The organism is Nocardiopsis oceanisediminis, from assembly GCF_048595525.1.
Taxonomy (GTDB): Bacteria; Actinomycetota; Actinomycetes; order Streptosporangiales; family Streptosporangiaceae; genus Nocardiopsis_A; species Nocardiopsis_A oceanisediminis.
This window is the reverse complement of sequence record NZ_JAFMZJ010000001.1, coordinates 6382053-6404357: the sequence shown is the minus strand read 5'-3', so window position 1 is coordinate 6404357 and position 22305 is coordinate 6382053. Positions and strand designations below refer to the sequence as shown.

Sequence of the window (22305 nt, the reverse complement as noted above, 5' to 3'; positions counted from 1 at the left end):
GGCGCCTGGGGAGCGCCCGGCGCCGGGGCGGCGGGCCCGAGGGCGGCGGGGTGCCCGTGCGGGGCGTGCGGGGGGCCGGCCGGAGCGCCCTGACGCGGCCCCTGCGGTGCCTCCGCGGGGGCGCCGGGGAGGGCGCGCGGGGCACCCGGGCGGGCGGGGGCGCCCGGGGCAGGGGCCTGCGGGCCGCCCTGCGGCGGTCCGGGCGGGGGCTGCGGCCCGCCGGGCGGGGGTCCCTGAGGCGGCCCCATCGGAGGCCGCTGCCCGCCGGTGGGGGCGCCCATCGGCGGCCGCCGGCCGCCGGTCGGCCGGTTCGCCGGAGGCTGCTGCCCGCCGGTGGGAGCGTTCATCGGCGGGCGCTGCCCCCCGGTGGGGGCGCCCATGGGGGGACGCTGCCCGCCGGTGGGCCGGTTCATCGGGGGGTGCTGGCCGCCGGTCGGCGCTCCGGGCGGGGGAGGGCTCTGCGGCGGGCGGCCGGGACCGGGGGGAGGGCCCTGCGGCGGGCCCGCCGGGGGCCGCTGCCCGCCGGTGGGGGCTCCGGCCTGCGGGGCCGGGCCGGGGCGCCCGTACCGGGGGTCCCGGGGGGCGCCCTGCTGGGGGTGGGGCGGCACGGGGGGTGCCTGAGGGGGCCGGGGGGCGCCGTGCGGCGGGTCGGCCTCGGGACGCCCGGTCGGCCGCTCGTCGGGGCCGGGGCGTCCTGCGCTGGGGTCGTTCGGATGCGGTGTGATGGGACTACTCCGTTGCCTGTCCTGAGGCGCGGCGCGGACGCGGGGGGCGTGCGCCGGGCGGAAAACGGGGCCTCGGGTCGGGTTCAGGGGACCGAGCGGTCCCGCAGGGGGGCGCCTCGTGCGCCGGGGCGCGGGAGGGACGCGCTATGCTCACTGCCGACTCTAGCGTCCGGTTCGCACCTATGAGGTGGCGGTATGACGGTAATCTCCCGGAAGACCCGGTAGAGCCGCCTTCCAGAGCGCGAAAAGCCCGGCGGAAGCGGGCATCGGGCACCGCCGCCCTCCGGGCGACGCGCCGGGGACCGGACGAAGCACTCCCCACGCGGGGCATAATGAGATGTAGGAGTAGTCACCTGTCGTGGCGCCACCGCCGGTCGGCCCCGCTTCGGCGCGGGCCGCTTTGACCTGCGGTGCACTGCAGCGATATGATGCTCCGTCGTTGTGCGTTGAGTTGCCGTGGGCTCCCTTGACATCCCGTTGGGCGCCGACCACGCATCATCGTCTGCGCACTCAACACCGGACCACCCCCTGCAGGCAGTACACCGGGGACCCGGGCAAGGAATACGAGTCCTCCATTCCTCCTCGCGGAGGGGTGGACCACGCCGACTGAGACGAAGGCTTACGATCGTGCGCACATACAGCCCCAAGCCCAGCGATGTCCAGCGTCAGTGGCACGTCATCGACGCCAGCGATGTCGTGCTCGGCCGGCTGGCCAGCCACGTCGCAACGCTGCTCCGAGGCAAGCACAAGACCTACTACGCGCCCCACATCGACACGGGCGACTTCGTGATCGTCGTGAACGCCGAGAAGGTCGCGCTGACCGGTCGCAAGCGGGAGCAGAAGCGGGCCTACCGGCACTCCGGCTACCCGGGCGGTCTCCGCTCCGTCGCCTACAGCGACCTGCTCGAGAAGCACCCCGAGCGGGCCATCGAGAAGGCCGTCAAGGGCATGCTCCCCAAGGGTTCTCTCGGTCGCCAGATGGCCAAGAAGCTGAAGGTCTACGCCGGGTCGGAGCACCCGCACCAGGCCCAGAAGCCGGTGCCGTTCGAAATCACCAAGATCGACCAGCCCGCCTAGGCGTTCGCGAGAGCTACAGGAAGTTACGAGGAGAACCGTGGTCGAGCCCACCGGCATCGAAGACGTCCAGGAATTCGACGGGAGCGAGGAGTTCCCGGCCGAGTACACCAGCGAGTCCGCCCCGGAGACGGGCGCGGCCTATGTCCCCACCGCCTCCGGCCCCGGCGCCGGCACCGGCCGCCGCAAGCAGGCCGTGGCCCGCGTCCGGATCACCCCGGGCGCCGGTGAGTGGAAGATCAACGGCAAGCCGCTGGAGACCTACTTCCCGGACAAGGTCCACCAGCAGGAGATCAAGGAGCCGCTGGTCGCGCTGGGCTTCGAGGACGCCTACGACGTCTTCGCCCGGCTGCACGGCGGCGGCCCCAGCGGCCAGGCCGGTGCGCTGCGTCACGGCATCGCCCGCGCCCTCGCCGGTCTGGACCCGGAGAACAACCGTCCGACCCTGAAGAAGGCCGGCTTCCTCACCCGCGACTCCCGCGAGGTCGAGCGGAAGAAGGCCGGTCTCAAGAAGGCCCGCAAGGCTCCGCAGTTCTCCAAGCGCTGACCCGCGCTCCCGGGAACGCCCGCCGGTTCGCCCGGCACATGCTACGGCCCGCCGGTCCCCCGTCCCAGGGGTGGCCAGTGCGGGCCATAGCTGTTTTCCGGGGTCCCCGGGCCGGGGACCCCTACCCCTCACAGACAAGTATCCGCTTCCCAACGAAGGGGCGAATGCCACGTGGCTCGGTTGTTCGGTACTGACGGGGTGCGGGGGGTCGCCGGTCGCGACCTCACCGCCCGCCTGGCCCTGGACCTCTCCAACGCCGCCGCACGGGTGCTGACCGAGGACGGCACCGCGGGCCCGCGCCCGCTGGCGGTCGTCGGCAGGGATCCCCGGGCCTCCGGGGAGTTCCTGGAAGCGGCGATGGTGGCCGGCCTGGCCGGCGCCGGCGTCGACGTGGTCCGCCTCGGCGTGCTGCCCACCCCGGCGGTCGCCCACCTCACCGACGAGCTCAAGGCCGACTTCGGCGTGATGCTCTCGGCGAGCCACAACCCCGCGCCGGACAACGGGGTGAAGTTCTTCGGCCGCGGCGGGCAGAAGCTCCCCGACGAGGTGGAGGACCGGATCGAGGCGGCCCTGGCCGAGCCGGCCGAGGGCGCGGTCGGCAGCGCGGTGGGCAGGGTGACCGAGGCCGCGGACGGGGCGGAGCGCTACGTCCGGCACGTGCTGGAGTCGCTGCCGAACCGCCTGGACGGGCTGAAGGTCGTGGTGGACTGCGCGCACGGGGCCGCCTCCGGGGTGGCGCCCGAGGCGCTGCGCCGGGCCGGCGCCGAGGTGGTCGCGATCGGCACCGAGCCGGACGGCCTCAACATCAACGAGGGCTGCGGCTCCACCCACCTGGAGGCGCTGCAGGCCGCGGTGCGCGAGCACGGCGCGGACGCCGGCATCGCGCACGACGGCGACGCCGACCGCTGCCTGGCGGTCGCCGCGGACGGTTCGGTCGTCGACGGCGACCAGATCCTCGCGGTGCTCGCGCTGGAGCTGCAGGAGGCCGGCCTGCTCGCCGACTCCACCCTGGTCGTCACCGTGATGAGCAACCTGGGGCTCAAACTGGCGATGGCCGAGGCCGGGATCACCGTGGTGGAGACCCCGGTCGGCGACCGGTACGTGCTGGAGGCGATGCGCGAGGGCGGGTTCTCGCTCGGCGGCGAGCAGTCCGGGCACGTCGTGCTGCTGGACCACGCCACCACCGGCGACGGCCTGCTCACCGGGCTGCGGCTGCTGGCGGCGGTCTCCCGCCGCGGGCTGGCCCTGGACGAGCTGGCCAAGGTGATGACCCGGCTGCCGCAGGTGCTGGTCAACGTGCGCGGGGTGGACAAGGCCCGGGCGTCGACCGACGCGAAGGTCGCGGCCGCGGTGGCGGTGGCCGAGTCCGAGCTGGGCGAGTCCGGCCGGGTCCTGCTCCGGCCCAGCGGCACCGAGCCGATGGTCCGGGTCATGGTCGAGGCCGCCGAGGAGGCCCAGGCCCGCGCGATCGCCGAGCGGCTGGCCGCCGTGGTCGAGGCGGAACTGGCGGTCTGACCCCGCCGGCCCGCGGACGCGGCGCGGCCCCCGCCCGGAGCATCCGGACGGGGGCCGCACCCGTTTCCGCTCGGCGCCGCCCGTCCGACGGGACGGCACCGGGTCAGTGCCGGTGCAGCAGCTCCCGGTTGCGCTCGATGGCCTCCCAGGAGTCCGGCTCCTCCGGGGCGGCCTTCAGGGTCGCCGCGGAGCCCTCGGCCCCGGGCGGGGCGGGCGGCCGGCCCTCGGAGTAGAGCCAGGTGTCGTAGAGCCCGCCGAGGTCCTTGCCGGAGACCTGCTCCGACATCTCGATGAACTCCTCGACGGTCCCGTTGCCGTGCGCGTTCTTCTCCTGCCAGGAGCGGAGCAGCTCGCCGAAGGCGTCGTCGCCGATCTCGGTGCGCAGCGCGTGCACCGCCAGCGCGCCGCGGTCGTAGACGGCCGAGTGGAACACGTTCTCCGCGCCGGGGTCGCCCGGGGCCACGTCCCAGAACGGGTCGCCGGCCGGGTAGGAGTGGTAGGTGTACTCGGCCAGCTCCTGGGCGGTCCCCTCGCCCTCGTGCTCGGACCACATCCACTCGGCGTAGCTGGCGAAGCCCTCGTTCAGCCAGATGTCGTCCCAGCCCTCGACCGAGACGTGGTCGCCCCACCACTGGTGCGCCAGCTCGTGCGCGACCACGTAGGTGTTGGAGCCGCGCCGGAAGAAGGCGTGGCTGTAGACCGGCCGGGTCTGGGTCTCCAGCGCGAAGCCGAGGTCGGCGTCGGGGCCGGCCACCACCCCGCCCAGGGCGTTGTACGGGTAGGGCCCGAAGGACTCCTCCTGGAACTCCAGGATCTCCGGCCCGCGCTCGATGCTGGCCTTGGCCGGGCCGGCCAGCGAGCCGAGGCTCTCCGCGTAGGCGTCGTAGACCGGCAGGCCGGAGTCGGTCTCGCCCTCGTGCGCCTCGTACTCGCCGACCGCGAGGGTGGCCAGGTAGGTGGCGGCCGGCCGGTCCTGGCGCCAGGTGTAGGCGGTCTTCCCGCCGACCGTCCGCTCACCGGTGAGCACGCCGTTGCTGATCGCCCGGTACCCCTCGGGGACCGCGACGCGGACGTCGAAGGTGGCCTTGTCCAGCGGGTGGTCGTTGGAGGGGAACCACCACCACGCCACCTCGGGCTCGCCGAGCGCGATCGCGCCGTCCGGGGTGCGGTTCCACCCGGTCACCGAGCCGTCCCCCCACTTCACCGAGGAGGGCACGTCGGAGTACTTGACCACCGCGGTGAGCCGGTCGCCCTCGGCGACCGGGGTGCGCGGCACGACCTCCACCTTGTGCTCGCCGGCCGCGGAGAAGTCGGCCTTCCGCCCGTTCACCCGGACCGAGTCCACGTCGAGCAGGAAGTCCAGGGTGAAGGAGTCCAGGTCCTCGGTGGCGGTGGCGACCAGGGTGGCGGTGCCCTTGAGCCGGTCGGTGTCCGGGGCGTAGTCCAGCCGCAGGTCGTAGTGGCCGACGTCGTAGCCGGCGTTCCCGTAGTCGGGGAAGTAGGGGTCGCCGATGCCGCCGGCCGGATCGGCCGAGGCGACCGGCGCCGCGGCGAGCAGCAGCGCCGCCGCGGCGGCACCGGCGCCGCCGCGCAGCAGAGTGCGTCGCATGGGGGATACCTTCCTGGAGGGACGGCGTGACCGGGGGCGGTCACGTTTCGCACTGCGGTAACCGCTTTACCCCGGGGCCATGATCGGCGAACCGGCCACATCCGGCCCACCCGCCACGCCGCCCCCGACCTGCCCGGAAAGGCGCCGGAACGGAATGAGGGGACGGCCCCGCACCGGGCCGCCCCCTCGCCGGGTCCGCTCCGCGGACCGGGCGCTACTCCACGGTCACGCTCTTGGCGAGGTTCCGCGGCTGGTCCACGTCGTTCCCCTTGGCCAGGGCCAGCTCGCAGGCGAACACCTGGAGCGGGACGGTGGCCACGACCGGCTGCAGCAGGGTGGGCACCGCCGGGATCTCGATGAGCTCGTCGGCGAACGGCCGCACCGCCTCGTCGCCCTCCTCGGCGATGACGATGGTGCGGGCGCCGCGGGCCCGGATCTCCTGGATGTTGCTGACGATCTTGTCGTGCAGCACGCTGCGGCCCTGCGGGGAGGGCACCACCACGACGACCGGCAGGCCGTCCTCGATGAGCGCGATCGGGCCGTGCTTCAGCTCGCCGGCGGCGAACGCCTCGGCGTGCATGTAGGCCAGCTCCTTGAGCTTGAGCGCGCCCTCCAGCGCCACCGGGTAGCCCACGTGCCGGCCGAGGAAGAGCACGGTCTCGGCGCCGCTGAGCGAGCGGGCCAGCTCGCGCACCGGGCCGACGGTGTCCAGCACCCGCTCCACCTGCTCGGCCATGGTGGCGAGCTGGGAGATGACCGCGTTCACCTCGTCGCCGAACTTGAGGTTGCGGACCTGGGCCAGGTAGAGGCCGATCAGGTAGCAGGCGACCAGCTGGGTGAGGAAGGTCTTGGTGGCGGCCACCCCGACCTCCGGGCCGGCGTGGGTGTAGAGCACGCCGTCGGACTCGCGCGGGATGGTGGAGCCGTTGACGTTGCAGATCGCCAGGACCCGGGCCTGCTGCTCGCGGGCGTGCCGGACCGCCATCAGGGTGTCCATGCTCTCGCCGGACTGGGAGATCGCGATGACCATGGTCCGCCGGTCCAGGATCGGGTCGCGGTAGCGGAACTCGCTGGCGACCTCCACCTCGCACGGGATCCGGCACCAGTGCTCGATCGCGTACTTGGCGATCAGGCCCGCGTGGTAGGAGGTGCCGCAGGCGATGATGACGATCTTGTGGATCTCGCGCAGCTCCTCGGGGGCGATCCGCATCTCGTCCAGGGAGAGCGTGCCGTCCGCGCCGACCCGGCCGAGCAGGGTGTCGGCGACCGCCTTCGGCTGCTCGACGATCTCCTTGAGCATGAAGTAGTCGTAGCCGGCCTTCTCGGCGGCGGAGGCGTCCCAGTCGACGTGGTACTCGCGCACCTCGGCGGGGCGGCCGTCGTAGTCGGTCACCGCGACCGAGTCCCGGCGCAGCTCGACCACCTGGTCCTGGCCCAGCTCGATGGCGTCGCGGGTGTGCGCGATGAACGCGGCCACGTCGCTGGCGAGGAAGTTCTCCCCGTCGCCGCGGCCCACCACCAGCGGCGAGTTGCGGCGCGCGGCCACCACCAGGTCGGGGGCGCCGACGTAGGTGGCGACCAGGGTGAACGCGCCCTCCAGGCGGCGGCAGACCGAGCGCATCGCGGCGGCCAGGTCGTCGTCGCCGCGCTCCTTGAGCTCCTCGGAGAGCAGGTGCGCCGCGACCTCGGTGTCGGTCTCGGAGGCGAACTTGCAGCCGCGCTCCTCCAGCTCGGTGCGGAGTGCGACGAAGTTCTCGATGATCCCGTTGTGGATCACCGCGACCCGGCCGTCGTTGTCCACGTGCGGGTGGGCGTTGAGGTCGGTGGGGGCGCCGTGGGTGGCCCACCGGGTGTGCCCGATCCCGATCCCGTCCGCGGAGCGCGGCGCCTCCTCCAGCGCGCGGCGCAGGTTCTCCAGCTTTCCGGCGCGCTTCTCGGTCTCCAGCCGGCCCTCGGAGAGGACGGCGACGCCCGCGGAGTCGTATCCGCGGTACTCCAGCCTTGCCAAGCCGTCAACGACGACTTCGAGCGCCGGTTGCGGCCCGACGTAGCCAACGATTCCGCACATGGGCGCAAGCGTAGTTCACGGAGGGGCCCATCGCCGCCTTCTGTGGTGTGGACCAATCGCCGTTTTCGCAGGTAGCGGTATAGACCAGTTGGCGGCCCCGGCGGTGGAGCCCCAGGTGGGGAGGGGGGTCGGCGGCCGCCGGAGGCGGCGGAACCGGGCGAAGCCGGGAAAAAGAAGAGACTGGCCACAATCGGCGCGCCGCCGCCGGAGCCCTCCCGGCGGGGGCGGTGCCCGGAGCCCTGTTCACCCTCCCTTAAAGTGGGCAGACGTGTCACAAGCGACGAAGAACGGCTTCTCATCGCCCTACGTTGAACTGGACCGCCCGGCCTGGGCGGCCCTGCGCGACGCGACCCCCCTCTCCCTGACCGAAGCCGAGCTCGACGTGCTGCGGGGCATCGCGGACCCGACGTCGCTGGACGACGTCCGCGACATCTACCTGCCGCTGTCCCGGCTGCTCAACCTGTACGTGAAGGCGACCCGCCAGCGGCACGGCGCGGTCCGCGCCTTCCTCGGCGAGGACGACCGCCCGGCCCCGTTCGTGATCGGCGTCGCCGGCAGCGTCGCCGTCGGCAAGTCCACCACCGCCCGGCTGCTGCGCACCCTGCTCGCCCAGTGGCCGGACCACCCCGACGTCGAGCTGGTCAGCACCGACAACTTCCTCTACCCCAACCGGGTGCTGCAGGAGCGCGGCATCATGAACCGGAAGGGGTTCCCGGAGAGCTACGACCGGCGCGCGCTGGTCCGGTTCGTCTCGGAGATGAAGGCCGGGGCGGCGCAGATGGACATCCCCATCTACTCCCACCTCGCCTACGACATCCTCCAGGGCAGCGTGCAGACCGTGCACCGGCCGGACATCCTCATCGTCGAGGGCATCAACGTGCTCCAGCCGCCGCTCGCCGGGCACCTGGCCGTCTCCGACTTCTTCGACTTCTCCATCTACGTCGACGCCAAGGTGGAGCACGTCCGCCGCTGGTACCTGGACCGGTTCCTGGAGCTGCGCCGCACCGCCTTCTCCGACCCGCGCTCCTACTTCCACGCGATGGCCACCACCGTCGAGGAGGAGCGGGCCAAGGAGTTCGCGATGAACACCTGGCGCAGCATCAACGAGGTCAACCTGGTGGAGAACATCCAGCCCACCCGGGCCCGCGCCACCCTGGTGCTGCACAAGGGAGAGGACCACCGGGTGCGCCGGGTCCGGCTGCGGAAGACCTGAGCGCCCCCAACGCCCCCGGTCCGCCCGGGGTTCCCCGGAGCGCGGCCGGATCCGGCCGCCGTGCCCGCCGGCCGGAACGCCTCCGGTCCGGGCCGCGTCCCACTCCGAGACGGAAACCGCCGCCGTGCGGGCGGTATCGGAGGACGGAGGGGCCATGGCTTCGGAGTTCAAGGTGGCCGGGAGAAAGAGTTCGAGAACGGTGGTGGCCGGGGCCATCGGGGCGCTGTCCCTGGCGGTGGCGGCCGGATGCAGCAGCCCGGACACGGTGACCGCGCGCTGCGTGGACGAGGACCGGCTCAGTGACGGCTCCTACCGGGTCGTCGACGAGGACCGGTGCGACGACGACTCGTCGTCCTCGTCGTCCTACTCGAGCGGCGGGGGCGGCTACTTCTTCTACTACGGCGGCAGCGCCAGCGGGTCGCGGGTGAGCGGCGGCAGCACCAGCCGCCCCTCGGGCTCCAAGATCGTCACCGAGCGGGGCAACGTCATCCAGCGCGGCGGCATGGGCGGCCGCGGCGGCAGCGGCGGAAGCTGAGGGAGCGGCGTTGATCAGGAGCAGCGGGAACCCGGTCCGGCCCGGCTGGCCGGACATCGTCGAGAGCCAGGGCCTCGGCTTCCACGTCTCGGTCCACCCCGAGCACCTCACCCGGCCCTACTGGGACGAGTCGGTGCACTACGAGTTCACCATGGCCGAGGTGCTGGCCCTGGAGGGGACCGTCGAGGAACTGCACCGGATGTGCCTGGCCGCCGTGGAGCACGTGGTGGCCGAGGAGCGCTACGCCGACTTCGGCGTCCCGGAGTGGGCGGCCCCCTTCATCCGCGACTCGTGGAAGCGCGCCGACCCCTACCTCTACGGCCGCTTCGACCTGCACTACGACGGCACCGGGCCGGCCCGGATGCTGGAGTACAACGCCGACACCCCCACCTGCCTGGTGGAGGCGGCGGTCGCCCAGTGGCACTGGATGCAGGACGTCCACCCCGGCCTGGACCAGTGGAACTCGGTGCACGAGCGGCTGGTCGACCGGTGGGCCGAGATCGGCCCGCGGCTGGGCGGCGGGCTGGTCCACTTCGCCTGGACCAACGAGGACGAGACCGGCGAAGAGGCGCTGACCACCGCCTACATCCAGGAGACCGCGGCCCAGGCGGGCCTGCCGGTGCGCGAGGTCGCCCTGGAGGACGTCGGCTGGGACCAGAGCCGCCAGGCCTTCGTCGACCTGCAGGAGGCGCCGCTGACCGCGGCGTTCAAGCTGTACCCGTGGGAGTGGCTGGTCAAGGACCGGTTCGGCGCGCTGGTACTGCAGAACCTCGACCGCGTCCCCTGGGTCGAGCCGATCTGGAAGATGCTGCTGTCCAACAAGGCGCTGCTGGCGGTGCTCTGGGAGCTCTACCCCGGGCACCCCAACCTGCTCCCCGCCTACCTCGGCGCCCCCGGGCCGCTCGACTCCTACATCGCCAAGCCGCTGCTGGGCCGGGAGGGCGCCGGCATGAGCATCGTCACCCCCGGCGGCGAACTGGAGCGGCGCCCCGGCGGCTACGGCGCGGAGGGCTACCTCTACCAGGAGTTCCTGGAGCTGCCGGAGTTCGAGGGGCAGCGCCCGGTACTGGGCGCCTGGGTGGTCGGCGACGGCTCGGCCGGCCTGGGCATCCGGGAGACCTCCAACCTGATCACCGACGACACCTCCTCGTTCGTGCCGCACGTGATCCGCGGCTGACCCCGGGCGCGGCGGCCCCGCGGTCCCGGCGCCCCGGCCCTCCCGCCTCCCCGGCGGGCCCGGGGCGCCGGGATCAGCGCGTCAGCGGGCGGTCCGCGGCGGGCTCGGGGCGGCGGCGCTCGACGTGCCCGGCCCCGCCGAGGCAGCGGGCGAACGGCCCCTGCCCGGAGCGGAGCCGGTCCAGCGCCGGGTCCAGGTGGTCGCGGTGCCACCGGGCCGGCCCGGACGCCCCGGCCGAGCCGGTGTCGGAGAGATCGGTGTAGGCCAGCCGCAGCGCGTGCAGCCGGCCGACCGCCTCGTGGTGCTCCCACCACACCGGGCACCAGTCGGCGTCCTCGCCGACGTAGACCGGCACCAGGAAGTCGTCCACCCACTTCACCAGGGCGGCCAGTTCGGCCTTGTAGTCCTCGCGGGACATGTTGAAGATGAACGGGGGCGGGGCGTCGCCCGGTTCCTCCTCTTCCGCGGGGGCCGCGGCGAACTCGGTCAGCTGCGTCTGCAGCCTGATCACGTCCGCCCCGAGCTTGTGCATGGCGTTCTGCAGGTGCGCCACCCGCTTGGTGAGGGCGTCGTCCGACGCGAGGCGCTCGTCAATCGAGGTCATGCCGAAGGTCCTGTGCTGATCGTCCCGTGTTGCTCTGCGTTGCGGGGGATTCATCGCCGTTCGAGCCAGTAAACCAGTGGCGCCCGCGCGGCGGTGCACCGGCGGCGTGTCCGGGCCGGGAGGCCCACCGGGTGCGAGAATGCAGGAAACCCCGTCACAGGAGGGCAGGGATGGCTACTCTCGGCGACGATCGCGATTCGACTGCTGGAGGCGATGACATGAGTGCTCCCCCTGCGACCGAGGAGCGTCCGGCGACGGGGGAGCACCCCCCGGCGGAGTTCCCCACGAAGGGCTGGCCGATCCCTCTTCCTCCCGAGAGGGGATGGATGTCGGACGACCTCGACCGGATCGCGGACCTTCCTCCGCACACAGAGCTCATCGACGGGAGCTTGATCCTGGTGAGTCCGCAAAAGAATTTCCACGCAGTGCTGGTCGAACTGTTCACGGCGGCTTTTCGAGCACAGGCGCCGGAAGACCTGCGTCCGCGCCACGAGATGACCGTGACACTGGGACCGAGGAACCGTCCAGAGCCCGACGCCATGGTGGTCAGAGCGGACGCGATCTCCGGACTGGACCAGACCTCGTTCCCGTCGGAGGCGGTGGTGCTGGTGGTGGAGGTGGTTTCCCCGGAGTCCGAGGAGCGTGACCGGAAGCGGAAACCGCAGCTCTACGCCGAAGCCGGGATCAAGCACTTCTGGCGGGTGGAGAAGGAGGGCGCCGCCGCCGTCGTCTACGTCTACGAGCTCGACCCCGCCACCAAGGCCTACGTGGCCAACGGCGTCCACCGGGGCCGGCTCAAGCTGCCCGTCCCCTTCGACATCGACATCGACCTGACCGAGATCGACAGGATGTGAGCCCATGCGCCGCGCGCACACCGTGGAGGCGGTCCGAGCCGCCGAGGCCGAGCTGATGGCCCGGCTGCCCGAAGGGGCGCTGATGGAGCGCGCCGCCGCCGGGCTGGCGGTGGCGGGCGCGCGGATGCTCGGCCGGGTCTACGGCGCCCGGGTGGTGCTGCTGGTCGGCGGCGGCGACAACGGGGGCGACGCGCTGTACGCGGGGGCACGGCTGGCCCGGCGCGGGGCCGCGGTGCGGGCGGTCGCGGCCGGGTCCCGGATCCACCCCGGCGGGCTGGCGGCGCTGCGGGCCGCCGGCGGGCGGACGCTGGCCCCCGGGGAGGAGGCCGCCGCCGAGATCGCCGCCGCCGACCTCATCGTGGACGGGCTGGTCGGCATCGGCGGCCGGGGCGGGCTGCGCGAACCGCACGCCGGCCTGGCCGCGCTGGCCAACGCCGCGCCCGGCCCGGTGCTCGCGGTCGACCTGCCCAGCGGGATCGACGCGGACACCGGCGAGGTGCCCGGCGCCGCGATCACCGCCGACGCCACGGTCTGCTTCGGCACCGGCAAGCCCGGCCTCTTCGTCGACCCCGGCGCGGAGCGCGCGGGCGCGGTGCACCTGGTCGACATCGGCCTGGGGCCGGAGCTGCCCGCGCCCCGGCTGGAGTGCCTGCAGAGCGCGGACGTCGCCGCGCTGCTGCCGCACCCGGCCCGGGAGTCGGACAAGTACCGGCGCGGCGTGCTCGGCATCGCCGCCGGGTCCGACGCCTACCCCGGCGCGGCGGTGCTGGCCGTCGGCGGCGCGCTCCGCACCGGGGTGGGCATGGTCCGCTACGCCGGGCCGAGCGGGGTCTGCTCCCGGGTGCTCGACCGCTGGCCGGAGGCGGTGGTCTCGGCCTCCGACCCGGGGTTGCGGGTGGCGGCGTGGGCGGTCGGCCCCGGCCGGGGCACCGGCGAGCAGTCCCGCGAGGAGCTGGAGGAGGTCCTGGAGACCGGCCTCCCGGTGCTGGTCGACGCGGACGCGATCACCCTGCTCGCCGAGGACCCGCGCGCCCTCCAGGAGCGCTCGGCGCCCACCCTGCTCACCCCGCACGCCGGGGAGCTGGCCCGGCTGCTGCCCGGAACCGACCGGGCCGCCGTCGAGGAGCGCCGGCTGGAGCACGTCGAGCGCGCCGCCGAGGAGTACGGCTGCACCGTGCTGCTGAAGGGCTCCACCACCGTGGTCGCCCAGCCCGGCCGCCCGGCCGCGGCCAACCTGACCGGGACCCCGCTGCTGGCCGCGGCGGGCAGCGGCGACGTGCTCTCCGGGATGGCCGGCGCGCTGCTCGCCTCCGGGCTGCGGCCGCGCGAGGCGGCGCTGGCCGCCGCCCACCTGCACGGGCTGGCGGCGCGGCTGGCCCGGGGCGGCGCCCCGGTCTCCGCCGGCGACCTGGTGGAGGCGGTGCCGCGGGCGGTGGCCGAGGTCAGCGCGCTCGCGGGCGGTTCCGCGCCGCCCGCAGGCCGAGCCGGACGATATCGGCGATGAAGTACTCGCCCGGGTCGCGGTGGTCGCGCAGCAGGTCCAGCCGGTCCTCGCCGACCCAGGCGAACTCGGTGTGCTTGCCCGGTTCCAGCCGGGGCGCGGACAGGTCGCCCTCCACCCGGACCAGGTAGTCCACCTCGTGCCGGGGCACCCCGTCGTCGGGCGTCCACACCAGGCGGAACAGCTCCGCCTCGATCGCGGTCAGCCGCCAGCCGGTCTCCTCGGCGACCTCCCGGGCCAGCGCCTCGGGCACCGCCTCGCCCTCCTCGACGTGCCCGCCGACCACGTCCCAGCAGTGCGGGAAGACCTTCCGGTCGGGGGAGCGGCGCTGGGCGAAGGCGCGGCCCCGCTCGTCCACCACCACCGCGCCGACCACCCAGCACCGGCCGTCGCCGGTGTCGGGCAGGACGATGTCCTCGGCGATCTCGATTCCGGTCATCGGGCTCCTTCCGCGGCGGCCCCGGGCGGGGCGGGGACCGGGTCCGGCGCGGCCCTTTGCGGACTGGGCCTTCCCCGGGGCTGCCCCCGACCGTACCGTGCTGACCAGGAGCATGTTTCGGACCGCCGAGCGCGGTTACCTTCATCCCGCGCATATGCAGCTGCACGGCGGTACAGGGGAGTTGAGCACCGTGGGGGACCGCGCCGCGGGCCTGGGGGCCCGCCGGCGGCGCTGGGCGGCCTGGGCCGCCTTCGCCCTGGCACTGCCCTGGGCCCTGTGGGCGGCCGTCCGCTGCTTCGGGCTGGAGGCGGGCTTCCCGCTGGTCCCGCTGATGAGCTACACCCCGTACGCGGCCGGGACCGCGGTGCTGCCGGTGGTGGTCGCGGTGCTGCTGCGCGCCCGGTGGGCCGGGCTGCTCGCGGCCGCCGCGGCGGTCGCCCTGGCCGCCTGCGTGCTGCCGCGGATCATCGGCGCCGCCGCACCGGAGGGGGACGGCCCGCGGCTCCGGGTGCTCAGCGTCAACTCCGCGTTCGGCCAGGCCGACGCGGACGCGGTGGCCGCCCTGGTCCGCCGGTACGACGTGGACGTGCTCGGGGTGCAGGAGGCCACCCCGCAGGGCGTCGACGCGCTGGTCCGGGCCGGGCTGCGCGCCGCCGCGCCCAACCTGCTCTCCTACGCCGCCCCGGGGCCGGTCGGCGGCGCCCTGTTCTCCGCCCACCCGCTGAAGCGGATCGACGGCGACGGGGCCGGCGGCCGGTTCTTCGCGATGCCCTGGGCCGCGCTGGAGGTGCCCGGCGCCGCCGCGGTGGAGGTCGCCGTGCCGCACCCGGTGCCGCCGGTCTCCGCGGACGCGATCGCCGACTGGCGGGCCTCGCTGGCCGAGGTGCCGCCCGCCGACCCCGGCGGCCCGGCGCGGATCCTCGCCGGGGACTTCAACGCCACCCTGGACCACGCCGAGCTGCGGTCGCTGCTGTCCACCGGGTACGTGGACGCCGCCTCGGAGGTCGGCGCCGGCCTGGAGGCGACCTGGCCGGCCGGCGGCGGGCTGCCCGGGGTGGCCATCGACCACGTGCTCGCCGACCGGCGGATCGGGGTGCGCGAAGTGACCGTGCACGAGGTCCCCGGTACCGACCACCGGGCGGTCCTCGCCGAACTGGTGCTCCCCGCGGCCTGAATCCGGAAATCCGGCGCCGGACCGGTGCTCCGCCCATTCTTTCCGGGCAATGGACGCGATAACGTAAGCCATTCCTCGGGCGTAATCGCCGCGGCGCCGTGAACCCCCGGAAAGCGCACAAGGGAGCCTATGGACGTCCAGCCCATGCTCACACGCGATCTCGTGCTGCGCGTGTGCGCCAACTCCACCGAGTTCGACGAAGGGTGGACGGCGGCCGAGAGCAAGGCCGCGGTCCCCTTCCTCGCACCCCGCGACACCGCGCTGATCGACGCGGTGGTGGCCGCGGCCGCGGACGTCGGGGTGAACCGCCTGCTGATCTGCCGGACCCGGGCCGAATTCGCCTATGAACCGGTGACCGACGCGCCGGCGAACACCGCCGGGATCGTCGACGTCATCCGCGGCTGGGGCGATGAGCCGACCGATGTGCTGATCGTGGTCGAGGACCTTTCCGCGGCGGTGATCATCACCGCCGAAGAACTCACCGTCGCCGCCGGGCCCGACGATTTCGTCCGCGCCTTCACCGGCGCCGACATACCCGAGGCGCGCGCGGAATTCGGCGAGCAGGCGCGGCTCGGCCGCGACCCCGAGCTGCTCCGCGCGGCGCAGCGCTACGGCTGCCTGGAGATCGGCGGGCGGCACGCGCGCGGCAACCGCGGACCGGGGCCGGACACCGCCGAGCGGCTGGCCGAGCGGGCGCACGCCTTCCGGGAGGGCTCCCCCGGGGCGGTCCGCGCGCTGCGCGCGGTGCGCGGCGCGGCCGGCTGGCTGGCGGTGGCCGTGCTGGCCGCCGCCGCGGTGGCCGTCCCCGGGGTGGGCGCGGTGGTCCCGGTGGCGCTGGGCATGCTCTGGCTGCTGATCCAGCTCGCACTGCCGGCGCGCTCGCGCACCGTCGGCTTCGCCACCCTGCTCCGGGTGGCGGCGCTCGGCGCGCTCGCGGTCTGGCCGGTCGCCTTCGCCGAGCAGACCGTCCTCGGCCTGCTCGGCCCCGGCATCCCGGACTGGACCGGACCCACCTACGTCGCGGTTCCGGTGGAGGAGGCGGGCAAGCTCGCGCCGCTGCTGCTGGTCTGGCTGCTCGCGCGGCGCCGGGTGAAGCGGATGTCCGCCGCCGACCACCTGCTGCTCGGCGCCGCCGCCGGGGCCGGGTTCCACCTGGCCGAGCGCGGGCTGTCCGCCGCGGCCTCCGGCCTGGCGCCCGCCTCCACCCACTACGGCCTGTTCACCCTGCTGCCCGGCTGGTCCGAGGTCCCGGCGACCGGAACGGTCTTCGCCGGGCACGCCGTCACCACCGCGCTGATCGCCGGCGCGTTCGGGGTGGCCGCGGTGGGCCGGCGGCACCACGGCCCCTGGGTCTGGGCGCTGCCGCCGCTCGCGGTGGCCGTCGCCGCCGTCGACCACATGCACTACAACGCCGACCTGGCCGGCGTGGACCTGGCCCCGGCCACCGCGTTCTTCGCCGCGCTCACCGGCAACGGCGCGCTCACCCGCTGGCTGCTGCTCCTGCTGCTGGCCGGCGCGGTGCTGATGGACCACCGGCTGGCCCGGCTCACCGCGGAGACCACCCCGCCGCTGCCCGGCGCCGAGCCGCTGGCCGGGCTGCGCCGGGCGGCGCTGGGCCGCGCGGTGCGCGCCCGGGTCCGGGTCCCCGGCGACATCGCCCCGGTCTTCCGCCGCACCGCCCTGGCCTGGATCCGCCTTCCGACCACCCTGGCCTGCGGGCTCTCCACGATGCTGCACGAGCTCGCGGTGCAGGTCGCCGCGGCCCGCCGCGGCCCGGCCGCGCTCTTCGCCGCCTGGCGGCTGCTGCGCTGGCGCCGCGCGCACGCGATGGGTGCGGCGCGCGCGGGCGGCCGGCCGTGGCGGCGCCACCCGGCGCGGGAGCGGCTGGAGGCCACCCGGCTGCTGCTGGAGCCGGCCCGGCCGGGCACCGCGGCGGGCGCGGTGGGCGCGGTGGGCGCCGCCGCCGCGCTGGTCGCCGCGGTGCCGCTCGCCGCGCCCGCCCGGCTCCCCGGCGGGCCGGGCGAGCCCGGCTACGCGCTGGCCGCGCTGCAGACCGGCATGGCCTGGTTCGACGGGCTCCCGGCCGGCTCCCAGGCGTGGGCGGCGGCGGCCGGCGCCGCCCTGCTCCTCCTGGCCTCCACCGGCTGGTCGGTGCCCTGGTCGCCGCCGGACGCCCGCGCGCTGCTCCGCCGGCCCGGAGCGGAGGCGGTGGTGCTGCTCGGCTCGGCCGCCCCGGGGCAGCTGGGCTACGGTGCGCTGGCGCTGCTCGGGACGGCGCTGCCCGCGGCGGCCGGGCGGGTGCTCAAGCCGTCCCCCGCCGGACGGGTCCGGAGTCCGGCGGACGCCGCGTGACCTCGGCGACAACCGCGCTCACCGGCGCCGGACGCGTGCCAGACTGAAGCCATGCCACCGACATTCGCCGAGGCCCGCGTCGATCTGGGCGCGATCGCCGAGAACATCGCGCTGCTCGCGGAGAGGGCCCCGGGCGCCGAGACCATGGCCGTGGTCAAGGCCGACGGGTACGGCCACGGCGCGGTGCCCGCGGCCCGCGCCATGCTCGCCGGCGGGGCCACCTGGCTGGGCACCGCCTTCGTCGAGGAGGCGCTGGAGCTGCGCGCGGCCGGGATCACCGCGCCCGCGGTCTCCTGGATCCTGCCGCCCGGTGCGCCGCTGGCCGCGGCGGTCTCCGCCGACGTCGACCTCGGGGTGAGCGACCCGGAGGTGCTCCGGCGGGCGGCCGCGGCGGCCCGGGAGGCCGGCCGCCCGGCGTCGGTGCACCTCAAGGCGGACACCGGGCTGAACCGGGGCGGCGTCACCCGGGCCGACTGGCCGGAGACCGTCGCCGCCGCGGCGGAGGCCGAGGCGGCCGGGGAGATCCGGGTCACCGGCGTCTTCTCCCACTTCGCCTGCGCCGACGAGCCGGGCCACCCGTCGATCCGGGCCCAGCTCGCCTGCTACGCCGAGGCGCTGGAGGTCGCGGAGAAGGCCGGGCTGCGCCCGCGGGTGCGGCACCTGGCCAACTCCGCGGCCACGCTCACCCTCCCGGAGAGCCACTACGACCTGGTCCGGCCCGGCCTGGCGAGCTACGGCCTGAGCCCGATCCCCGGCCTGAAGGTGCCCGGACTGCGCCCGGCGATGACGCTGCGCTCCCGGATCGCCCTGGTCAAGCGGGTCCCCGCGGGCGAGGGCGTCTCCTACGGCCACCGGTACCGGACCGAGAAGGACACCCGGCTGGCGCTGGTCCCGCTGGGCTACGGGGACGGGGTTCCGCGCGCCGCCACCAACCGGGGCCCGGTGCTGGCGGCCGGCCGGATCCGCACCGTCTCCGGGACCGTCTGCATGGACCAGTTCATGCTGGACGTCGGGGAGGACCCGGTCGAGGCGGGGGAGTACGCGGTGCTGTTCGGCGGCGGGCAGGGCGAGCCGAGCGCCGAGGACTGGGCCGAGGTGCTGGACACCATTCCCTACGAGATCGTGACCCGGATCGGGGCCCGGGTGCCGCGGGTCTACACCGGCCCCGGCGCCCCCTGACCCCTCCTGCGGTGATCTTGGCGTCGCGGGGGCATCAGAGCGCTCTGATCCCCCCGCGACGTCAAGATCACCGTGCTGACCTCGGGCGCCCCGAACTCCGACTACCCTGGAGCCCGTCCCCCGGATCCCGTCCGAGCTGAGAAGGCGATGACCGACACAGTGCGAACCACCACGGTGCGCGCCGAGGCCGCCACCGACGGGGCGATGCGCGCCCTCGGTGCCCGCCTCGCCGCCCGGCTCGCCCCCGGCGACCTGCTCATCATGTCCGGGCCGCTGGGGGCCGGGAAGACCACCCTCACCCAGGGGATCGCCGAGGGCCTCAAGGTGCGCGGCCCGATCACCTCGCCGACCTTCGTGATCTCCCGCATCCACCCCCCGCTGGGCGACGGCCCGGCGCTGGTGCACGTGGACGCCTACCGGCTCGGCGACGCCGCCGAGCTCGACGACATCGACCTGGACGCGACCCTCGCGGACTCGGTCACCGTCGTGGAGTGGGGCGAGGGCCTGGCCGAGGAGCTCTCCGAAGAGCGCCTGGAGGTCGCCCTGGAGCGGCGCCCCGACGACACCCGCGCACTGCTCTTCACCGGATTCGGCCCCCGCTGGGCCGATCTGCGGCTGTAGGCTGGACGACCGTGCTTCTCCTGGCTTTCGACACCGCGACCCCGGCCGTGACCGCCGCGGTCTGCACCGCCCCCGACGCGGGGGCCCCCGACTCCGTCGCCGTCGCCGCGAGCACCGCCTCGGTGGACGCCCGGCGCCACGGCGAGCTGCTCGCCCCCGGCATCGCCGACGTCGTCGACCGGGCCGGAGCGGCCCTGTCCGACCTCACCCACATCGCGGTGGGCATCGGCCCCGGCCCCTACACCGGCCTGCGGGTGGGCCTGACCACCGCGCTCTCCCTGGCCGACGCGCTGGGCATCGAGTGCGTGGGGGTGGCCACCCTGGACGCGCTGGCGTTCGCCTCCGGGCGGACCACGCCGTTCATCGCGGCCACCGACGCCCGCCGCAAGGAGGTGTTCTGGGCCCGCTACGCCGACGCCGCGACCCGCGTCGGCGACATCGCGGTGGACCGCCCGGCCGAGCTGGACACCGGCGGCCTGCCGGTGATCGGCCACGGCGCCGCGCTCTACGGCGGGCTGCTCGGCGCCGACGAGGAGTCGGCCGCCCCGCTGCACCCCACCGCCGCCGCCCTCGGAGAGCTCGCCGCCCGCCGGCTGCTGGCCGGCGAGGAGCTCCCCGCGCCCCGGCCGGTGTACCTGCGGCGCCCGGACGCGGTGGAGCCCGGCGCCCCGAAGAAGGTGCGGCAGTGGAAGGCGTGAGACCCGCCCGGATCCGCCCGATGGCCGAGGCCGACGTCGCCCCGGTGATGGAGCTGGAGCGGGCGCTGTTCCCCAAGGACGCCTGGAGCGAGCAGATGCTCCGCTCCGAGCTGGCCGAGCCGACCCGCCGGTACTACGTCGCGGTGGAGCCCGGCGCCCCGGAGACCGTCATCGGCTACGCCGGGCTGCGCTCGGTCCCGCCCGAGGGCGACGTGCAGACCATCGCGGTGCGCACCGACGCCCAGGGCCGCGGCATCGGCGCCGCGCTGCTCACCCGGCTGCTCGGCGAGGCCCTGGACCGCGGTGCCACCGAGATGTTCCTGGAGGTCCGCTCGGACAACCCGCGCGCCAGGGAGCTGTACCGCCGGTTCGGCTTCGAGGAGATCGGGATGCGCCGCCGGTACTACCGGGACGCCGACGCGATCGTGATGCGCCGCTCCGCCACCGTGGCCGAGCGCGCGGGGGAGGAGCGGATCCGGTGACCGCCGCCCCCGCCCGGACCACCGGGCGCCGCGCCCCGCGCGGCGGCGCCCCCGCCTCCCGGCCCGCCGCCCGCGCGGCGGCCCCGGAGGCCCGCCCGCCGCTCCCCGGCGGAGGGACCAGCACGCTCCCCGGCGGACGGGCCGGCACGACCCCCGCTCCGGCGGGGGCGGCCGGCGCCGCCGGGACCCTTTCCGGAGGAACACGATGAGCCGTACCGACCTCCCCCTGATCATGGGCATCGAGACCTCGTGCGACGAGACCGGCGTCGGCCTGGTCCGCGGCTGCGAGCTGCTCGGCGAGGACGTGGCCTCCAGCGTGGCCGAGCACGCCCGGTTCGGCGGCGTCGTCCCGGAGGTCGCCAGCCGCGCGCACCTGGAGGCGATGGTCCCCACGGTGCGCCGCGCGCTGGACGCCGCCGAGGTGAAGGCCTCCGACGTGGACGCGATCGCGGTCACCGCCGGCCCCGGCCTGGCCGGCGCGCTGCTGGTGGGCGTCTCCGCGGCCAAGGCCTACGCGATGGCGCTGGGGGTCCCGCTCTACGGGGTCAACCACCTGGTCGGCCACGTCGCGGTGGACCAGCTGGAGCACGGCCCGCTGCCCAAGCCCGCGGTCGCGCTGCTGGTCTCCGGCGGCCACACCTCGCTGCTGCTCGTCAACGACCTGGCCACCGACGTGCGCTCGCTGGGCGACACGGTGGACGACGCCGCCGGCGAGGCCTACGACAAGGTCGCCCGGCTGCTGGACCTGCCCTACCCGGGCGGCCCGCCGATCGACCGGGCCGCGCGCGAGGGCGACCCGAAGGCGATCCGCTTCCCGCGCGGCAAGTGGGGGGACGGCACCTTCGACTTCTCCTTCTCCGGGTTGAAGACGGCGGTGGCCCGCTGGGTCGAGAACGCCGGCCGCTCGGGGGAGGCGATCCCGGTCGCCGACATCGCCGCGGGCTTCCAGGAGTCGGTGGTGGACGTGCTCACCCGCAAGGCGGTGGACGCCTGCCGCGAGCACGGCGTGGAGCACCTGGTGATCAGCGGCGGCGTGGCGGCCAACTCCCGGCTGCGCGCGCTGGCCGAGGAGCGCTGCGCCGCGGCCGGCATCACCCTGCGGGTGCCCCGCCCCAAACTGTGCACCGACAACGGCGCGATGATCGCCGCCCTCGGCGCCGAGGTGGTCGCCGCCGGCCTCCCGCCGTCCCGGCTGGACCTGGCCACCGACACCTCCCTCCCGGTGAGCGTCCCGCTGGCGCCGTAGCGCACCGGCGAGCACCGGCGGAACGAAGAGGAACGAGAGTCCGGCCGGTCGGGTGCGGCGCCCCACAGGGTGGGGGTTCAGGCCAGCGGCGACGGCAGAGGTAGGGCCGGGGCGGGGCGTCTCGGCCGGGCGCGGCGCCCCACGGGGTCGGGGTTCAGACCGGCGGCGACGGCAGAGGTAGGACCGGGGCCGGGCGTCTCGGCCGGGCGCGGCGCCCCACGGGGCCGTGGTTCAAGCGGGCAGCGAGGGCGGGAGCGGGGTGGGCACCGCGTTAGCCGGCCCGGCCCGCACTCCCGGAGGGAGGAAGCGGCGCCCCGGTGGCGGGGCCGGGCCCGCCCGCGCCGCCCAGGGGGCCATGCCCGATATGCCGGGTCACCGGCGGGGGCCGGGCGGGGCGGGCGCGCCCTGCGCACCTGCGCGGCACCCCGAACTACATCTACCAGCGAGTAGTAACCCCTGAGGACCACCCCACCCCCTCGCCGATTACCCAGAGTGGCGAAAGCAGGGTCCCTTGGGAGGACGAAAGCGACATACCGCCCCCGTGTCGCCCCTCCCCGGATTCCGGCCCCCCGCTTCCCGGCCTTCCAGGCGGCTCCAACCCCCGATCACCGGCCTGATCGGGGCCGCCCGGGCCTCGAACGGGCCGATCCGGCCCGGGATGCGCGCCCCGGAATCACCGGGGTGCTCTCGCG

19 protein-coding genes are annotated in these 22305 nt (G+C 75.2%); 15 read left to right on the top strand and 4 right to left on the bottom strand.

The window, feature by feature from the left end:
• Positions 1-1352: 1352 nt before the first annotated feature.
• From rplM to glmM, 3 genes are all read left to right on the top strand, one after another.
• Complete coding sequence (rplM, locus tag J0910_RS27855) at positions 1353-1802, top strand: 50S ribosomal protein L13 (protein WP_026120332.1); 450 nt, start codon at positions 1353-1355, stop codon at positions 1800-1802.
• 37 nt (positions 1803-1839) lie between these two features.
• Positions 1840-2346, top strand: coding sequence for a 30S ribosomal protein S9 (gene rpsI, locus J0910_RS27850; RefSeq protein WP_420161493.1), 507 nt, complete (start codon positions 1840-1842; stop codon positions 2344-2346).
• A 171-nt stretch (positions 2347-2517) separates the two neighbouring features.
• Entirely contained in the window at positions 2518-3861 is a 1344-nt protein-coding gene (gene glmM, locus J0910_RS27845; protein WP_420161492.1) for a phosphoglucosamine mutase, read from the top strand.
• Between the two features lie 103 nt (positions 3862-3964).
• Here the strand turns inward: glmM and J0910_RS27840 are convergent, their stop codons facing one another.
• Positions 3965-5470 (bottom strand): M1 family metallopeptidase, encoded by a 1506-nt coding sequence (locus J0910_RS27840; protein ID WP_420161491.1) that lies wholly within the window; start codon positions 5468-5470, stop codon positions 3965-3967.
• A gap of 214 nt (positions 5471-5684) precedes the next feature.
• A complete protein-coding gene (glmS, locus tag J0910_RS27835) occupies positions 5685-7538 on the bottom strand; it encodes a glutamine--fructose-6-phosphate transaminase (isomerizing) (RefSeq protein ID WP_420161490.1) in 1854 nt (617 codons plus the stop codon).
• Between the two features lie 268 nt (positions 7539-7806).
• Here glmS and coaA point away from each other — a divergent pair, with 268 nt between their 5' ends.
• The 3 genes from coaA to J0910_RS27820 all read left to right on the top strand — a co-directional run bounded on the left by coaA (position 7807) and on the right by J0910_RS27820 (position 10463).
• Positions 7807-8751, top strand: coding sequence for a type I pantothenate kinase (gene coaA / locus J0910_RS27830; protein ID WP_420161489.1), 945 nt, complete (start codon positions 7807-7809; stop codon positions 8749-8751).
• A gap of 154 nt (positions 8752-8905) precedes the next feature.
• Complete coding sequence (locus J0910_RS27825) at positions 8906-9286, top strand: hypothetical protein (protein WP_420161488.1); 381 nt, start codon at positions 8906-8908, stop codon at positions 9284-9286.
• Between the two features lie 10 nt (positions 9287-9296).
• Complete coding sequence (locus tag J0910_RS27820) at positions 9297-10463, top strand: glutathionylspermidine synthase family protein (protein WP_420161487.1); 1167 nt, start codon at positions 9297-9299, stop codon at positions 10461-10463.
• 73 nt (positions 10464-10536) lie between these two features.
• Here the strand turns inward: J0910_RS27820 and J0910_RS27815 are convergent, their stop codons facing one another.
• On the bottom strand, positions 10537-11067 hold the full coding sequence (locus J0910_RS27815; RefSeq protein ID WP_420161486.1) for a DUF4913 domain-containing protein: 531 nt from the start codon (positions 11065-11067) through the stop codon (positions 10537-10539).
• Positions 11068-11237: 170 nt separating this feature from the next.
• On the opposite strand from J0910_RS27815, the gene J0910_RS27810 reads away from it, so the two are divergent.
• Positions 11238-11921, top strand: a complete 684-nt coding sequence (locus J0910_RS27810; protein ID WP_420161485.1) for a Uma2 family endonuclease — start codon at positions 11238-11240, stop codon at positions 11919-11921.
• A gap of 4 nt (positions 11922-11925) precedes the next feature.
• Positions 11926-13425, top strand: coding sequence for an NAD(P)H-hydrate dehydratase (locus J0910_RS27805; protein WP_420161484.1), 1500 nt, complete (start codon positions 11926-11928; stop codon positions 13423-13425).
• On the opposite strand, the gene J0910_RS27800 is transcribed toward J0910_RS27805, so the two are convergent.
• A complete protein-coding gene (locus tag J0910_RS27800; protein WP_420161483.1) occupies positions 13364-13861 on the bottom strand; it encodes an NUDIX hydrolase in 498 nt (165 codons plus the stop codon). The genes J0910_RS27805 and J0910_RS27800 overlap by 62 nt on opposite strands.
• A 190-nt stretch (positions 13862-14051) precedes the next feature.
• Between J0910_RS27800 and J0910_RS27795 the strand changes: the two genes are divergently transcribed.
• The 7 genes from J0910_RS27795 to tsaD all read left to right on the top strand — a co-directional run bounded on the left by J0910_RS27795 (position 14052) and on the right by tsaD (position 21613).
• A complete protein-coding gene (locus J0910_RS27795; RefSeq protein WP_420162112.1) occupies positions 14052-15035 on the top strand; it encodes an endonuclease/exonuclease/phosphatase family protein in 984 nt (327 codons plus the stop codon).
• A 129-nt stretch (positions 15036-15164) separates the two neighbouring features.
• On the top strand, positions 15165-17387 hold the full coding sequence (locus J0910_RS27790) for a PrsW family intramembrane metalloprotease (protein WP_420161482.1): 2223 nt from the start codon (positions 15165-15167) through the stop codon (positions 17385-17387).
• 51 nt (positions 17388-17438) lie between these two features.
• Positions 17439-18566, top strand: a complete 1128-nt coding sequence (gene alr, locus J0910_RS27785; RefSeq protein ID WP_420161481.1) for an alanine racemase — start codon at positions 17439-17441, stop codon at positions 18564-18566.
• Positions 18567-18713: 147 nt separating this feature from the next.
• On the top strand, positions 18714-19187 hold the full coding sequence (tsaE, locus tag J0910_RS27780) for a tRNA (adenosine(37)-N6)-threonylcarbamoyltransferase complex ATPase subunit type 1 TsaE (protein WP_420161480.1): 474 nt from the start codon (positions 18714-18716) through the stop codon (positions 19185-19187).
• 11 nt (positions 19188-19198) lie between these two features.
• The gene (gene tsaB / locus J0910_RS27775; RefSeq protein ID WP_420161479.1) at positions 19199-19885 is read left to right on the top strand and encodes a tRNA (adenosine(37)-N6)-threonylcarbamoyltransferase complex dimerization subunit type 1 TsaB; all 687 of its coding nucleotides are present in this window, start codon (positions 19199-19201) and stop codon (positions 19883-19885) included.
• Entirely contained in the window at positions 19873-20367 is a 495-nt protein-coding gene (gene rimI / locus J0910_RS27770; RefSeq protein ID WP_420161478.1) for a ribosomal protein S18-alanine N-acetyltransferase, read from the top strand. Before tsaB ends, rimI begins: the two co-directional genes overlap by 13 nt.
• A gap of 205 nt (positions 20368-20572) precedes the next feature.
• A complete protein-coding gene (gene tsaD / locus J0910_RS27765) occupies positions 20573-21613 on the top strand; it encodes a tRNA (adenosine(37)-N6)-threonylcarbamoyltransferase complex transferase subunit TsaD (protein ID WP_420161477.1) in 1041 nt (346 codons plus the stop codon).
• Positions 21614-22305 lie beyond the last annotated feature (692 nt).

Excerpts from the sequence above, each read along its gene's own strand:
- J0910_RS27840 (WP_420161491.1), bottom strand. The coding sequence starts at position 5,470 with ATGCGACGCACTCTGCTGCGCGGCGGCGCCGGTGCCGCCGCGGCGGCG.
- glmS (WP_420161490.1), bottom strand. The coding sequence starts at position 7,538 with ATGTGCGGAATCGTTGGCTACGTCGGGCCGCAACCGGCGCTCGAAGTC.
- J0910_RS27825 (WP_420161488.1), top strand. The coding sequence starts at position 8,906 with ATGGCTTCGGAGTTCAAGGTGGCCGGGAGAAAGAGTTCGAGAACGGTG.
- J0910_RS27815 (WP_420161486.1), bottom strand. The coding sequence starts at position 11,067 with ATGACCTCGATTGACGAGCGCCTCGCGTCGGACGACGCCCTCACCAAG.
- J0910_RS27810 (WP_420161485.1), top strand. The coding sequence starts at position 11,238 with ATGGCTACTCTCGGCGACGATCGCGATTCGACTGCTGGAGGCGATGAC.
- J0910_RS27805 (WP_420161484.1), top strand. The coding sequence starts at position 11,926 with ATGCGCCGCGCGCACACCGTGGAGGCGGTCCGAGCCGCCGAGGCCGAG.
- J0910_RS27800 (WP_420161483.1), bottom strand. The coding sequence starts at position 13,861 with ATGACCGGAATCGAGATCGCCGAGGACATCGTCCTGCCCGACACCGGC.
- J0910_RS27790 (WP_420161482.1), top strand. The coding sequence starts at position 15,165 with ATGGACGTCCAGCCCATGCTCACACGCGATCTCGTGCTGCGCGTGTGC.
- alr (WP_420161481.1), top strand. The coding sequence starts at position 17,439 with ATGCCACCGACATTCGCCGAGGCCCGCGTCGATCTGGGCGCGATCGCC.
- tsaE (WP_420161480.1), top strand. The coding sequence starts at position 18,714 with ATGACCGACACAGTGCGAACCACCACGGTGCGCGCCGAGGCCGCCACC.
- tsaD (WP_420161477.1), top strand. The coding sequence starts at position 20,573 with ATGAGCCGTACCGACCTCCCCCTGATCATGGGCATCGAGACCTCGTGC.